The organism is Paenibacillus rhizoryzae (assembly GCF_059686995.1).
Genome location: NZ_JCAALT010000001.1, coordinates 509,999 through 524,881, shown reverse-complemented (window position 1 = coordinate 524,881; position 14,883 = coordinate 509,999). Strand labels below are relative to the sequence as shown.

General features: G+C 48.5%; 12 protein-coding genes and 1 other annotated feature. Of the genes, 3 read left to right on the top strand and 9 right to left on the bottom strand.

Annotation, left to right across the window (positions count from 1 at the left end; genetic code table 11):
- Nucleotides 1–14: 14 nt before the first annotated feature.
- On the bottom strand, nucleotides 15–392 hold the full coding sequence (locus AC6ESO_RS02315) for an Asp23/Gls24 family envelope stress response protein (RefSeq protein ID WP_090978210.1): 378 nt from the start codon (nucleotides 390–392) through the stop codon (nucleotides 15–17).
- Nucleotides 393–800: 408 nt separating this feature from the next.
- Here AC6ESO_RS02315 and cax point away from each other — a divergent pair, with 408 nt between their 5' ends.
- On the top strand, nucleotides 801–1,862 hold the full coding sequence (gene cax / locus AC6ESO_RS02310; protein WP_494817176.1) for a calcium/proton exchanger: 1,062 nt from the start codon (nucleotides 801–803) through the stop codon (nucleotides 1,860–1,862).
- 77 nt (nucleotides 1,863–1,939) lie between these two features.
- Here the strand turns inward: cax and AC6ESO_RS02305 are convergent, their stop codons facing one another.
- From AC6ESO_RS02305 to AC6ESO_RS02285, 5 genes are all read right to left on the bottom strand, one after another.
- Nucleotides 1,940–2,221 (bottom strand): Fpa/YlaN family protein, encoded by a 282-nt coding sequence (locus tag AC6ESO_RS02305; RefSeq protein WP_475780457.1) that lies wholly within the window; start codon nucleotides 2,219–2,221, stop codon nucleotides 1,940–1,942.
- 139 nt (nucleotides 2,222–2,360) lie between these two features.
- Complete coding sequence (locus tag AC6ESO_RS02300; RefSeq protein WP_091215406.1) at nucleotides 2,361–2,600, bottom strand: HPr family phosphocarrier protein; 240 nt, start codon at nucleotides 2,598–2,600, stop codon at nucleotides 2,361–2,363.
- Nucleotides 2,601–2,678: 78 nt separating this feature from the next.
- Entirely contained in the window at nucleotides 2,679–3,794 is a 1,116-nt protein-coding gene (locus tag AC6ESO_RS02295; protein ID WP_497089983.1) for an aminopeptidase, read from the bottom strand.
- Between the two features lie 69 nt (nucleotides 3,795–3,863).
- The gene (locus AC6ESO_RS02290) at nucleotides 3,864–4,598 is read right to left on the bottom strand and encodes a hypothetical protein (RefSeq protein ID WP_497089982.1); all 735 of its coding nucleotides are present in this window, start codon (nucleotides 4,596–4,598) and stop codon (nucleotides 3,864–3,866) included.
- A 130-nt stretch (nucleotides 4,599–4,728) separates the two neighbouring features.
- Nucleotides 4,729–6,585 carry a sensor domain-containing diguanylate cyclase gene (locus AC6ESO_RS02285; protein ID WP_497089981.1) on the bottom strand — a complete coding sequence of 619 codons (1,857 nt, stop codon included), beginning with the start codon at nucleotides 6,583–6,585 and terminating at the stop codon, nucleotides 4,729–4,731.
- 385 nt (nucleotides 6,586–6,970) lie between these two features.
- Here AC6ESO_RS02285 and rpsD point away from each other — a divergent pair, with 385 nt between their 5' ends.
- Nucleotides 6,971–7,570 carry a 30S ribosomal protein S4 gene (gene rpsD / locus AC6ESO_RS02280; RefSeq protein ID WP_494817172.1) on the top strand — a complete coding sequence of 200 codons (600 nt, stop codon included), beginning with the start codon at nucleotides 6,971–6,973 and terminating at the stop codon, nucleotides 7,568–7,570.
- A 51-nt stretch (nucleotides 7,571–7,621) separates the two neighbouring features.
- Here the strand turns inward: rpsD and floT are convergent, their stop codons facing one another.
- The 3 genes from floT to tyrS form a co-directional block, all read right to left on the bottom strand.
- Nucleotides 7,622–9,160 carry a flotillin lipid rafts scaffold protein FloT gene (gene floT / locus AC6ESO_RS02275; protein WP_497090476.1) on the bottom strand — a complete coding sequence of 513 codons (1,539 nt, stop codon included), beginning with the start codon at nucleotides 9,158–9,160 and terminating at the stop codon, nucleotides 7,622–7,624.
- 29 nt (nucleotides 9,161–9,189) lie between these two features.
- Nucleotides 9,190–9,717, bottom strand: a complete 528-nt coding sequence (locus AC6ESO_RS02270; protein WP_497089980.1) for an NfeD family protein — start codon at nucleotides 9,715–9,717, stop codon at nucleotides 9,190–9,192.
- A 174-nt stretch (nucleotides 9,718–9,891) separates the two neighbouring features.
- The gene (gene tyrS, locus AC6ESO_RS02265) at nucleotides 9,892–11,145 is read right to left on the bottom strand and encodes a tyrosine--tRNA ligase (RefSeq protein ID WP_497090475.1); all 1,254 of its coding nucleotides are present in this window, start codon (nucleotides 11,143–11,145) and stop codon (nucleotides 9,892–9,894) included.
- Nucleotides 11,146–11,191: 46 nt separating this feature from the next.
- Nucleotides 11,192–11,485 (bottom strand) — a binding site (T-box leader).
- 205 nt (nucleotides 11,486–11,690) lie between these two features.
- On the opposite strand from tyrS, the gene AC6ESO_RS02260 reads away from it, so the two are divergent.
- Nucleotides 11,691–14,822, top strand: a complete 3,132-nt coding sequence (locus AC6ESO_RS02260) for a transglycosylase domain-containing protein (protein WP_497089979.1) — start codon at nucleotides 11,691–11,693, stop codon at nucleotides 14,820–14,822.
- The last annotated feature ends 61 nt before the right edge of the window (nucleotides 14,823–14,883 follow it).

Genomic DNA, 14,883 nt, shown 5'->3' with positions numbered 1-14,883 from the left:
CTTGTTGCTAATGCTTATTTCAACCGTGCAAGCTCCTCGACTTCTTCTTCCTTGAAAGCAACACCTTCAACCTTAATGTTCACTTCAACGACGTGAAGCCCTGTCATGTTCGCAACCGTTTCGCGGACATTCTCCTGCAGTTGGCGGCATACCTCTTGAATGGGAATGCCATATTTCACGATAATTCTTAAATCGATCGCGGCTTCCAGCTGGCCCACTTCGACCGATACGCCTTTTTGTGCGTTCTTCCCGCTTAGGCGTTTCGCCAGCCCTTCGGAAATGCCTCCTGACATAGCAGCAATGCCAGGAGTCTCAAGTGCAGCCAGTCCCGCGATGGTGGCGACTACGTCGTCTGAAATACGTATGATGCCGGTTTGAAGTTCTTCTGTCATGCCACTCACTCCTCGTTCACCTTATGTTTCCATTGTAATGTAACGGCACATCCGAAGCAAGGCAATTACTTTGAAGTTTGTATGATTCCGAACCGATTTGGAAGTAATCACAATCGTTTTCTCATCGTGATTCCAACCAACGGTGGCCGGGAATAAGCAGCGTTCCGAGCAGCATAATAGCAGCCATGCATATTCCTGCGGCTTTACGTGAGAATAACGTATAAAACTTATGATGTTCTTCTCATCTGTTCCACTACCTGTTATCGTATTCCAACATGAATACAGGCTCGAGAAGTTGTCAATCATCTTTGCATTTTGTCGATTACCAAGTTTACACATTCGCCATTTTCAGCTATAGTGTTAACAGATTTCCAATATTACCACTTGAAGAACGAGGTGCCTTTGACTGTGAATCAGAAATTGTTTTTTACATTGCTTCTCGGGTTGTTTGTACTAAGCGGGGTTAGTCATTATGCGCATTTCGGCACGACCATTGAATTCATTATTTCAGCGGCCGCGATCTTGTTTGTTGCCGGATTCTTGGGAAAAGCAACCGAGAGCGTCGCACACTACGCCGGTCAGCGGCTTGGCGGTTTTCTGAATGCTACGTTCGGAAACGCGGCGGAATTGATCATTGCGATATTCCTTGTCCGCGAAGGACTATTCGATATGGTTAAGGCCAGCATCACCGGCTCCATTATCGGTAACCTTCTGCTCGTATTAGGTGCCAGCGTCTTTCTGGGCGGTTTGAAATTCAAAGAGCAGAACTTCAATGTGCAGCTGGCCAGCCACAACTCTTCATTAATGATTTTGGCTGTCATTGCACTGGGTATTCCTGCGATCTTCATTTCCAATCAGCATTTCTCGGTAGAAAGCACCAAATTCCTCAGCATCACGATAGCGATAATTCTCATCGTCGCGTATGTGCTCTGGCTGATCTTCTCCATGGTTACGCATAAGGACATTCTCGAGGATGTCGAAGAAACAACGCCGGATCACGGCGAGGAAGCCGCATGGTCGAGAAATATATCCGTCTTGTTCCTCATCCTGGCAACCGTTATGACAGCTTTCGTCAGCGAATGGCTCGTAAGTACATTACATACGTTTACAGCTGATTTCGGCTTCTCTGAAGTCTTTGTCGGTGCCTTCCTCATTGCAATCGTCGGTAACGCGGCTGAACACAGTGCAGCGGTCATGCTCGCGATGAAAAACAAAATCGGAGCTGCAGTCGAAATTGCAGTTGGCAGCAGCTTGCAAATCGCCCTTTTCGTTGCACCGGTTCTGATTCTTGTCAGTACGCTGTTCGGACCTACGATGGACATCGTGTTCACTCCGATTGAGCTCGCAGCCATTGCCGTATCGGTCTTTATTGCCAAGTCCATCTCGAAGGACGGCAAGACGAATTGGTATGAAGGCGCTTTGCTCTTGATCGTTTACATCATTCTGGGCATTTCGTTCTACCTGGTCTAGCATAAGAAAGACGTACCGTCAGATGACGGTACGTCTTTTTTGTTGCATAAAAAAAGAGCAGCTGCGAAAAATCGCGGCTACCCGTTTAACGCTTCATACAGCTGCGCTAAATTTCTTTCTAATTTGTTGATGATTTCTTTGCCGACGGATTCACCGACAAGTCCTGCACGAATCGCAAAATCGATTTCTCTGGAAAAGCCGTATATTTGAGTGTCCAATACTTCTTCATAAAGCGGACATTTTCTCGTCGCCAAATTTTCCATTTGCACTTCGATCAACTTTTCGATTTTGGTGGCATCCTCGTGAAGGAGATTGAGCGCTTTTTGATGCAGATGAATAAGAACATCGGATGAAGACATCGTACTCCTCCTTAATGCGTGATACTAATCCATTTATCTATTCTTTATATTAGTCGAAAACAACGGAATGTACAAGGTCAAAACAATAAGCGCCCCACCGATATCTCGGCGGGGCGCTATATGTGATTATGATAAACTGCTATTCAACTACGTTTACTTTAAGATTATGTTTCTCAAACACTGCTGCCAGTGCCGCTTTCGCTTCTTCAGCGTCAGCACCATGGACGTGGAGCTCGTAGGAATGTCCGCCGACCAGTGTCGTGAATAGACCGAGGATGCTCTTAACGTCAATGTATTTATTCTCGGCTTGGAGTACAATGGACGATTGGAATTTGTTAGCCGTTTGGGAAATATCTACGATTGCCGCGTTATTGGACATGGGAATCCCTCCATAATTTAGTTACTTTCGCTAGCTTCATTCATCATAACCCGATTCTTGTATTCCTTCAAGGGAATTTTACTTTAAGTTTTCCGGATTCAGGCCTTCGAGTTCAGGAATAACAAAACGTCCATCCTTACGGATTAAACGATCATCGAAATAAACTTCTCCGCCGCCGTATTCCGGCCTTTGAATAAGGACAAGATCCCAGTGAACAGCGGAACGATTGCCGTTATCGGTTTCCTCGTAGGCTTGTCCCGGCGTAAAGTGCAGGCTGCCTGCGATTTTCTCATCGAACAAAATATCTTTCATCGGGTTCAGGATATACGGGTTAAAGCCTAAGCTGAATTCCCCGATGTACCGCGCACCTTCGTCCATGTCCAAAATTTCGTTCAGCTTCTCGGTGTTGTTGCTGGTTGCTTCAACGATCTTGCCGTCTTTGAACGTAAACTTAATGTTCTCGAACGTTACGCCGGAATATACCGAAGGCGTGTTATACGTGATCGTACCTTGAACGGAATCGCGAATCGGACAGCTGAATACTTCGCCATCCGGGATGTTCTTCTGGCCGGAACACTTCTCGGCACCGATCCCTTTAATCGAGAAAGTCAAATCCGTTCCAGGGGAAACGATTCGAACCTTGTCCGTTTTGCTCATCAGCTCCGCAAGTGGGTCCATCGCCTTGTCCATCTTCGCATAATCAAGGTTACACACGTTAAAGTAGAAGTCCTCGAACGCCTCTGTGCTCATGTTAGCGAGCTGCGCCATGGAATCGTTCGGATAACGCAGAACAACCCACTTTGTACGCTTCACGCGCTCTTCGGAGTGGATCGGATGACGGTAATATTTTTCGTACAGGTTCATTTTGTCACTAGGTACATCGGCAAGGGAGTTAATGTTCTCGCCGGCGCGGATTGCTATGTAACCGTCCATCGCTTCCATCCGTTTCAAGTCAAACGATGCCCACAGTTTAATTTGCTCTTCCGTTGCATTCATCAGCATCGAGCGCAATACGGAACGGTCACTCGTCTCAACGAATGGACGTCCGCCTTTCTTGGCCACTTCTTCGATGATGCATTTCGCAAGCTCTCGCTCCGATCCAATCATATCGATAAGGACATTTTCTCCAGGTTGTACATCGATGGAGTATCCGACTAAATTTTCTGCAAGCTTCTGCATTCGAGGATCACGCATTGTTCAATAACCTCCAGTTAATAAATTCACTACCTATCCTACCATTTTTCCAGCGCTGATGCACGAAGGCTACAATTGGCCGCCTCCCATTCGCGTGAACACCATCTTCGTAACGCGCGACTCCTTCCGATCCTGTCCTTCTGCTTTGTACTGCAGCGTTGTTTTCTCCTCCAATTGAAGAGGCAGCAGCTTCTTGCGATCAATAACCAGGCGGCAGCTGGATTGCACGCGAAGCGTGGACAGCATCGCTTCAAGCTGTGCCTTGGAACGGCTGAGTTCTTCGTTCCACTCTTTCTCAAGCGCACTCTCGGTGCCCGCCGCCGCTCGTTTGCTTTGCATCTTACTGTTGGCAGCTGCAGGCACTTTCTTCTCAAGCGCGCTAAATTCGCCCCGGAGCGTTTGCACCCACGTCGCCTTCGCTTTTGCCTCATTCGAAGTAATACGTAATACCGCGGTTCGATTACCGGACTCTGAGGGCATCAATTCCGTAGTCTGTGCGTTGTTCTCCAGCTGTCTGAGATACTCCAGAGGATGAATGGATCCGCTCAGCGAATTCGGATTATTTGCCTTCACCTTCACATTGTTATGGTTCTCAACCGTACCTTGAAACGTCATCGCCTTCATCGGGGATAATCCGGTAAGACCAATACCCGTATCTCCTGTAAAAGCATACCGGTCAACTCCAGACAAGCCTGACACAGATAGGGAAAGCAGTTCTCCCGGCGATTTATTGTCTACTGCTGAATTGCAGCCGATAACCGTAAGCATGATTAAACAACATGTCATCCATTTCATTACTTGCATGCGATTTGCCTCCAGCCCATACCGTTCTGCCTATCTCGCTTAGCGTCTGTTGCATCGACTGTCTTTATGTAACGGAACAACAAAAAAAACGGCAGCCATAAATCGCTGCCGTTTCAATCGTAATAGTAAGCTATCCAATCATGATGCGATTTCGTCCATTCTTCTTTGCCTCGTACAGGGCCATATCTGCCCGATAAAATAAAGATTCGACACTGATCTTCTCTTCCTCGAACGTCCACTCCGACAATCCACAGGATACGGTCACCTTCGGTTCCGTATGCAGCTCCACCATACTGCGGATACGTTCAGCGATTCGATAGGCTTGCATCGATCTGATTTGAGGCAAATACACGGCAAGCTCCTCACCGCCCCACCTTGCAGCGATATCACTATCCCGTATACAGGAACGAATCACTTCACTCACGACAACAAGAATGCTGTCTCCAATAAGATGACCATAAGTATCATTGACTTTTTTGAAATGGTCGATATCCACCAATACGAGTGAGCCGCAAGGGTCTTTCCTCTGTCGATACTGAATCTGTTCATTCAAATAATTTCGAGCGTACAGACCGGTTAAGTTATCCGTAATGACCATCCGTCTCACTTCGGCATGAAGGGAGGCATTCGAAATCGCAAGCCCGATGTGAGTGGTAAGAACCTGAAGCAGCTTGTAGTTCTCGTAGGAAAAGTAGTTTGCGCTCTTGTCGGACACCATAATCACTCCGAAAATATCTGCACCGGACATGACCGGCGCAGCAATTAGCGACCTAGAGCCTGTTTCGTCCATGAGCTTGGAATCAACAACGCGTGTAGCCCAATAATCCGAAATGATGAGCGGCTCCTTCGTGCTATGAATGATGCCGCAAAATCCGTACGCTGTGGAACACTGCTCCCCTACCACAGAAGGCACATTGCTCGCCGCGATTTGAAAGTTATGATTATCATTCGTCAATTGGATCAGATGGCAGTTATCCGCCTTGAAAATATGCAGCAGCTCCGTCATCGCAAAATCGAATACCTCATTGAGGCGCAGCGATTGGTTCAGACGTTTCGCTAATTCATTGATAAGCTGCAATTCACTGATCAGCAAATTGGATTGTTCAAAGAGCTTGGCATTCTCAAAGGCTGAACCGGCCGTATCCGCAAGCATGACAAGCGCCCGAATTTCGGCGTCTTCCCAATGGGTCGTTTCCATTACGATGCTAAGAACACCGTAAACGGCTTGTTTACCGCTCATCGGAACGGCTACCTTCGTGCGGTTCTCTTCCGTACTGACAATCGGCTGCCCGGAAAGAAAGGATCGAGCATATATATCTTCTGTACTATGCCTTAGCATAAGCGGTTTGACCCGCGGATCATTATTAACATGGTCTTGCGACAAATATAAATTAACATCAGCGAGCGGATACAATTCAGCCATATCCTGCAGTAAAACTTGTAGCACCAGCGATACGTCATTCTGATCATGCAGCCTCTTGGCTACATTAAACATTGTATCTTGATGCCGGGCTTCCTTCTCGCTGAGCTTCTGCCTGTTGTGCAGATCCCGGACGACCATAACATCAAAACGATGATAGAACATTTGACGGATCAGGAGCGCGGTCGTATGCAGCAACGATTGAAGCACATCGCTTGTGCCACGTTTGATGAGCACTAATGTCGCCATGCATTGCGGTTCAGTTGATCGATTAAGCAACGGTACCGCTATCCGATCAGCCTTGTTTATATCGAATTCCCCATGCTGCGCAATAACTTGTCCCGCAGTACTGAGTAAGGCAAGTTCAAATTCAAGCAAAGGCGAATTCATTGTCCTTGCTTCTTCCAACCACTGTTGGAAGCTTTCCTTTAATAGGGAAATGATAGCTGAATCATCACTATCATGGATATCACCTTGCGGAAATGATGACATTGGCTGCTGCGTATTCAAGAGAATGTCAGCCTTATTGTCTATCTTACTCGTCCAATCAGAATCGATGGATTTCACCGCAGCATCACCTCAATCCATATTGGATGTCCATGTAAATATTTGCTTCTACCATTCTACAACTATACTTGAAAAATTATTGAAATGCACTACTTTTGGCACTAGAGGGCTAGGTCTTAGGATTCAGCCATTTTAAACGGCACGATTCATGAATTTCCCTGGCACTTTTCTAATCCGATTTGCTTGACATTCACCGCTCAACTTATATAATATTTATAGTTGAATACATGGGAACGGTTTTGTGTCACCCTCAAGAGACTGTCGCTAACAGGTCTGCGGCTGAACATACCTGTCAGGACTTCATTGTTTGTACAATGCAGCGTAGACAGCACTCGGCGAAACACCCATTTCAAACATCCCATTTGAAGAAGGAGTTTTACGACACATGTCAAGATATACAGGTCCTAAATTTAAACTAAGCCGTCGCCTCGGCATTTCCCTAAGCGGTACAGGTAAAGAATTGAAACGCGCATTCCCACCAGGCCAACACGGTCCAGGTCAACGTAAGAAAATGAGCGGCTACGGTATTCAATTGCAAGAAAAGCAAAAACTTCGTCACATGTACGGTATGAACGAAAAACAGTTCCGTAACCTGTTTGACAAAGCTTCGAAACAAAAAGGTATTGCCGGTGAAAACTTCATGGCGCTTCTTGAGAGCCGCCTGGACAACCTGGTTTACCGTCTTGGTTTCGCGAACTCCCGTGCAGGAGCTCGTCAGCTTGTATCCCACGGTCACGTAACTGTAAACGGTAAGAAAGTCGACATCGCTTCTTACACAGTATCGATCGGCGATGTAATCGGTCTTCGCGAACGCAGCCGTGCATTGAAATCGATCAAAGAAGCTTTGGCAGGACGTAACTTCCTACCGAACTACCTTGAGTTCAACGATGGCGCGGTTGAAGGTAAATTCCTTCGTCTTCCAGAACGCGCTGAGCTTCCACAAGAGATCGACGAGAAACAAATCGTCGAGTTCTACAGCCGTTAATAAATCGAGCGGTCCGAATAATCGGACCGCTCTTTTTTTATGCCTATGGCGTTATTCGGTCGGTTTAGCTAACTTAGCCGCCACTTCTTGAACTAGGGCTTCTGGCAGCGTTGCTGCTGCGGCTGCCGCATCAGAAGTAAGCTGCGATTTGTTCGTTAACCCTCTAACGAAGGCGTTCAGATCGATTCCGGAGACGCTCTTGAGCATTTCCGGCGCTGTCGCCATCAAAGAAGTCACGTAGTTGCTTAAACGTGCCGCACCTTCCCCATGTCCGGTATCCACGATCGTCAGCTTGTCGATCGCGCGGATCGGATCGGCCACTTTACCGGCCAGCTCAGGCAGCATCTTCACAATGATATCCAGAACGGCCGCTTCGCCGAAGAGCTCGAACGCTCTTGCCAGCTTTTCTTTCGCTTCCGCTTCTGCCGAACCACGGAGCCGGATAACCTCCGCCTCAGCAGTACCTTTGGCACGCTCTGCATCTGCAATGGCCATACCGTCAAGTCGCTTCTGCTCCGCATTTGCACGCGCTTCTGCCTCGATCTTGTACTGCGCAGCATCTGCTTCACGCATCCGCTTCGATTTGTCCGCTTCAGCGGCTTGTTCTACTGCATAGCGGTCCGCATCTGCTTTCTTCTTCACTTCCGCATCATACTGTTTCTCACGGCGCAAAATCTCTTTGCCCTCGAGATCGATCTCACGTTCTTTACGTACGATCTCAACCTGCATTTGTTCTTCGACCACTTGCTGTTTCGCTTTCGCTTCTTGAATCGCGTAAGCTTGGTCAGCTTCCGCTTTAGCGGAATCCTGCTCTTTCTTAAAGGAAGCTACTTTAAGCTCCTTCGCTTTGGACGCTTCCGCGATATTCGTATCCCGAAGCAGCTCGGCCTTCTGTCCTTCTTCTTCAGCTTTCGCCTTCTGAATCCGCGAATCCCGAACGGCTTCCGCTTCCGCAATGTCTGCATCCCGCTTCACTGCAGCGATACGCGGCTTACCAAGCGCGTCCAGATAACCATGCTTATCGCGAACATCCTTGATGGTGAACGATACGATTTGCAGCCCCATTTTCTTCAAATCAAGCGCTGCAATCCCTTGTACCTCCTGCGCGAATTTATCGCGGTTCCGGTACACTTCCTCCACCGTCATCGAGCCGAGAATGGCGCGAAGATGACCTTCCAGTACTTCTTGCGCTTCGCCTTTCAGCGCTTCTGTCGGCTTGCCGAGAAACTGCTCGGCAGCTGTTGCAACATCTTCTACTGTGCCGCCGATCTTAATAATGGCAACACCGTCGCAGATGACCGGAACACCTTGCTCGGTATATACTTCAGGCGTCGATACATCCAGCTTATGGGAGAGCAGCGAGAGGAAATCCGCTTTTTGGAATACAGGCAGAATGAATGCCCCGCCGCCGCGTACGATTTTGATTCGGCGACCGGTCTCGTCAATGGCCGCGTTTCGGCCACCAAGGAAAGTACCGGTAACGATCATCGCTTTATCCGGTCCAACGGTTTTGTAACGTGCCCAAAATGCAAGACCAAGTACGATGAGTACACCAACAACGACTGCTGGAATGACTAAGTAATCTGGAATCAAGTATAAAATCCCCTCTCGGTTGTAAATTACAGCTCCAATAACGAAACAATTAAGGCATGACCTTCAACATGAACAACAACTACACGTGAACCATTCGGGATCAAGACACCGTCTTGGCTTGAGGCAATATGACTGGTAAGGGCTGCGCCTACTCGAATCATGACTTCCCCATACCCTTTCGCCGGAATCGGGATGGACACTTCCCCAATCGTCCCTGCAAGCTCTTTCATCGAATACCCGGTCGAATTCTCTGTCTTCTGCATCGGACGTACATAGAAGTAATAAACACCCAGCGCAGCCGCTATCGCACATAGAACCGATAACAGTATGATCACTATCGAGTCTAATCCTGTATGTCTGTCAAGCAGCAAGCCCGCGCCGCCAAATACCGTGATACCGCCTACGATTGCCATCGGCTGCAAGATCGGATGCCCATCCAGCGACAGGAAATCCAGCATGCCATCGAGCGAAGCGCTTAGCCAATCGCCAAGAACGACGCTTACAATCGCGAATAGAACGCCGCCAACCAGGCAGCCCATGAATAATCCTTCCAAAGCACTCCCCCCTTCATTTATAAAATAAACCATTTTCTAGTAGAACATCCGGTACTTATTACGCAGCTTCTTCACATAAGTTTCGATTGACAGCAATAACTCAGGCAAGCCTTGTCGAAATATAGAAAAAGCTCACCAACGAATTCGCTTCGCAAGGTGAGCCTTTATTATTTGCTAGTGCAGGACGATTTTAACAAATTTCCGCTTGCCAACTTGCACGATGTCGCCGTTCTCCGGTGAAATGGCAGCAGACCAATCTTCAATCTTAACTCCGTTTATCCGTACAGCGCCTTGCTGCACACTCCTCTTAGCCTCGCTGCTGGATGCCTGAAGTCCAAGTGTTGTAAGCAGCTTAAGAATACTGATCGCGCCTTCTTCAAGAGCGCTGCTTGAAAGAGCCGCTTCTTCTATATCAGTAGGAAGAGCACGTTTCTGGAATACGGTAATAAAATGCTGCTCCGCCGCCTCAGCTGCTTCTTCGCCATGGTACATACGGACTAGCGTACGTCCAAGCCTCATCTTCGCATCACGAGGATGTACACTTCCGTCTTCGAGTCCAACTCGCAGCGCCACTAGTTCATCATTATTCATATCCGTTGCCAGCTCGTAGTATTTAACCATTAGCTCATCCGGAATCGACATCGATTTCCCATAGATCTGGTTCGGTTCCTCATCAATCCCAATGTAATTGCCCAGGCTCTTGCTCATCTTATTCACGCCGTCCAAGCCTTCCAGGAGCGGTGTCATAATAGCAACCTGCGCACTTTTGCCATATTCCCTCTGAAGGGTGCGGCCCATGAGCAGATTAAACTTCTGATCGGTTCCCCCAAGCTCAACATCGCTTTCCAGCGCGACTGAGTCATACCCCTGCATCAGCGGGTAGAAAAACTCGTGGATGCTGATCGGCTGTCCGGATTGGTAGCGTTTCGTAAAATCATCCCGCTCGAGCATACGCGCAACCGTTACTTTCGCCGACAAGGTTACCACATCTGCAAAATGCAGCGGGCTAAGCCACTCTGAATTGTAGTACACGGTTGTTTTCGCCGGGTCGAGCAGCTTGAAAATTTGTTTCTTATACGTCTCAGCATTGCGCTTAACGTCTTCTTCGCTCAATTGTTTACGTGTCTCGGATTTACCGGTCGGATCTCCAATCCGTCCGGTGAAATCACCGATAATCAGCTGAACGGTATGACCAAGCTGCTGGAATTGTCTTAGCTTATGAAGCACAACCGTGTGTCCGATATGAATGTCCGGTGCCGAAGGATCAAGCCCAAGCTTTATTTTCAGCGGCGTGTTGGCAGCAACTGCATTCGCTACCTTCGCTTTCAGCTCATCCTCCGGCACGATTTCAACGACACCGCGGCGAATAACGTTCATCTGTCTTTCTACTTCCTGCTGCTGTTCAGTGGTAAGCTGTTCCCATTTCACCATTACGATCGACTCCCTCCGCGAAATAAAAAAAATCCCTCTGTCCTCAAGGGACGAGAAGGATTTGCTCGCGGTACCACCCTCGTTAGAGTCGCTTGGCCAGTGTCAGTTGGGCTGACGCAGCTGCCAATATGGCGGCTCTCACTTCATTTCATAACGGATTCTATCCGGAAACGGACTACTGGCAGAGTCTCTCTAAATAAACGCTTAAAAGAGACCCTCGTTCGTCCGATCAGCTCGAGGCGGTAATTCAAACTGCAGCGCGTACCGGTTCACACCAACCACCGGCTCTCTGGAATCGTCGATCAGCAGTTCTACTGATGCCTGTCAACACGTTTCAATATGAACTTTTCTTGTTTTAGGTTATATCATACAGGTTTAGCTAAAGTCAACTGGAATCCATTTTGACCGCAATTTGACTGCATTTTGTCCATAACTTCCCCTTTGGATAGGCTTAAGTTTAGACAAAAACGCTTTCTCCCCTGCAAACCGTATGGCGATTTATGCTATAATAGCACTGTTAATCGGAGGAGGCTAATCATTTTATGAATCAAGACCGTCAACAGAAAACAAAAGGATACAGCAAATGGCGGACTTTTGGAATCGTGACGCTCGTAACCTTCAAATGGCTATTCATTTTCGGATTATTAATCGGATTGTTTGCCGGAGCGACTGTCGCTGGTTACGTCGCATCCTTCGTCAAGGATGAACCCGTACGCCCTCGCACTGATATTGAAACCAAAATTAATGAGAACGCCATAACCGGATTTGTCTATTTCAATGATGGACAAACACCTGTCGGACAATTGCGTACCCAGGAGGATCGCCGCCTCATTAAGCGGGCAGATATTCCTCCACAAGTCGTGAATGCCGTCCTTGCTACAGAGGACAACAATTTCTACAAACATATCGGCGTCGATTTCAATGGTCTTGCGCGCGCCGTAAAGCAAAAAATACTTAACGAAGAAACGCAAACAGGCGGCAGTACGCTGACGCAGCAGCTTGCCCGTCAAGTGTTTCTCACCTTGGACAAGACAGACAGTCGTAAAGTGAAAGAGATTTTCCTCTCCTTGCGGCTGGAACGATTTATGACTAAGGATGAAATTTTGACAGCTTACCTGAACAAGGTACAGTTCGGTACAGGAAACAGCGGCTATAATCTATACGGTATTAAAGCGGCAGCTAAAGGGATCTTCAACATTACGGACCTTACTCAGCTGAACATCGCACAGTCTGCTTATCTCGCAGGATTGCCGCAGCGTCCGTCTGCCTATACGGCATTCACAAGCAAAGGCAAATTCAACGAATCCGGATTCGCGCTTTCACTCGACCGACAGCACATCGTACTCAAGCGGATGCTTGAAACGGGCCGAATCAGCGCGGATCAATATGATGAAGCACTAGCATTCGATATTAAAGGCTCGCTAGCCAAGCCTACGGAGAAAGCGTACTCTACCTTCCCGTATCTGATGCTCGAAGCGGAACGCCAAGGAGCGGAGATTTTGCTCATGCAGCAGGATCCCAACCTGACGATTGCCGATGTCCGCAAGAAAGAAAATGCACCACTTATCGAAGAAGCAAGGGAACGTCTGCTGCGCGGCGGTTATCACATCTACACGACAATCGATAAGCGCGTATACAATGCGATGCATAAAGTGGGCACAAATCCGGAGAACTACGATCCGGACAGCGAAGAGAAAGGCATGGAGCAGTCAGCAGCTATTATGCTAGACCATAAGACCGGCGCCATTCTCGGCATGCTGGAGGGTCGTGACTTCTACACCGAGCAGATGAACCATGCCACTCAGATGACGCGGCAGCCGGGTTCCACGATGAAGCCAATTGCTGCTTACTTGCCTGCCATTGAGAAAGGCTTAATTCAACCGGCCAGCGTGCTGGATGATGCGCCGATGGTGCTTAAGGACGGACAGAAGGGCTTCCATATTCCCATGAACTTCAATAAGAAGTTCTATGGTCTCGTTACAGCTCGTGAAGCGTTAAACCGCTCCTTGAACTTGCCGGCACTTAAGCTGTTCAACCAAGTAGTGACGATTCCTGAGGCTTGGAAATTCGCTAGGAAGCTCGGCATTACTTCGTTTAAACCAATCGATGAGGTTGCGCAGACCGGCGTAATCGGCGGTCTTAGCGTCGGGGTTTCCGTTGAAGAGCTTACCAACGCTTACGGTGCAATCGCAAACAACGGCGTCTTCAATGATGCTTATATGATTAGCAAAATTACCGATGCCAACGGAGAAGTCGTATACAAGCATGAAGCAACGCCGCTTCGCGTCTTCTCTGAACAATCAGCCTTCCTGATGACGGATATGCTGAGAACGGTAATTTCCGATCCGAATGGTTCCGGTCATATGGTCATGTCTGAATTTAAAAATTACGGCAAAATCCCAATCGTCGGCAAAACAGGCTCCACGCAAAGTTATGGCGATGTTTGGTTCGAGGGCTACACTCCTGATATCACGCTTGGTGTGTGGGTCGGGTATGAGAAGCAAGCCTACTCGTTATCGAAAAACGGTAGAAATCATGCTAAAAACATCTGGTCGCTTATCATGAATGAAGTAACCGACGAACGTCCTGAGCTGTTCCCTACGAAGCAGTTCAGCATGCCATCGGGTATCGTGAAATCGACTGTATCAAGCGTTAGCGGCAAGCTCCCTACAGAGCTTACACGGAGCAACGGCAAGCTGGTTACGGATTGGTTCAACAGCAAATTCCTGCCGAAGGATCCCGATGACGCGCTTGTCAAAATGGCCGTTATCTCGTTCAACGGAGTCAACTACATTCCGCAGCCTACCACTCCGGCGGATATGATTAAGGAACTCACGGTCGTCAAACGCGAGAAACCGCTTGACGAACTTATGCAGGAAATCGAGGCTGCACAAGCCAAATTGCCGGAAGACAGCCGCAGGCCGATGGACATGTACCTGCCGCCGGATGCAGGGCAGGATGCTCCATCCATCGTCGATCCGCGCGTTGAAGACGGTAAGGCACCTTCAGCTCCATCCAATGTGCGGCTCGAAACGGTGAGCAAGTCAAATGCTTACCGCATCGTATTTGCACCGGCACCTGAGAAGGATATCGTCGGGTATCGGTTGTACCGCGCGATCAATGACGGGCCTTTCACTTACACAGGCAGCCCGGTTATGACAGGGCAGGAAAGCCGTTTTGTCAATTACGTCAGCGGCTCGGCAACGTTTAGCTACTACGTTACATCCGTTGATGTCGCAGGCAGAGAATCTTCGCCAAGCATCATCGTAGCGTCCGGAAGCGGCAGCAATCCGCTACCGCCTACGCCGGATTTCACGGATCAAGGGGACGTTCAAGGTACAGGCGATGATACCGGCGGCATACTGCTTCCTGATCCGGGAACAACGAATACGGGCGATAGCGGCTTAGCCGCTCCGTCCGTCCCGGTGAATGTGAAGCTGGAAAGCACCGATATCGGAATAAAGCTCACCTGGTCTGATAACGCAACATCAGAGCAAGTGCTCCAGTACAATGTTTACTACAGCACAACCGAGAACGGCAGATACCGTAAAATCGGCTCGACGGATGAGGCTAGGTTCGAATATGTCTCTCCAATGTCCGCAGGCTACTTCCAAGTGAGCGCGGTCAATGAGACTGGCGAATCCAGCACTTCCAAACCGGTTGGCATTAAATAAGAACAATGAAAGCCGCCAAGCGCATCATCCGATGCACTTGGCGGCTTTTGTTTGTTCAAAG

Coding starts and splice junctions, on each gene's coding strand:
- AC6ESO_RS02315 (WP_090978210.1), bottom strand. CDS start 392: ATGACAGAAGAACTTCAAACCGGCATCATACGTATTTCAGACGACGTA.
- AC6ESO_RS02305 (WP_475780457.1), bottom strand. CDS start 2,221: ATGTCTTCATCCGATGTTCTTATTCATCTGCATCAAAAAGCGCTCAAT.
- AC6ESO_RS02300 (WP_091215406.1), bottom strand. CDS start 2,600: ATGTCCAATAACGCGGCAATCGTAGATATTTCCCAAACGGCTAACAAA.
- AC6ESO_RS02295 (WP_497089983.1), bottom strand. CDS start 3,794: ATGCGTGATCCTCGAATGCAGAAGCTTGCAGAAAATTTAGTCGGATAC.
- AC6ESO_RS02290 (WP_497089982.1), bottom strand. CDS start 4,598: ATGCAAGTAATGAAATGGATGACATGTTGTTTAATCATGCTTACGGTT.
- rpsD (WP_494817172.1), top strand. CDS start 6,971: ATGTCAAGATATACAGGTCCTAAATTTAAACTAAGCCGTCGCCTCGGC.
- AC6ESO_RS02260 (WP_497089979.1), top strand. CDS start 11,691: ATGAATCAAGACCGTCAACAGAAAACAAAAGGATACAGCAAATGGCGG.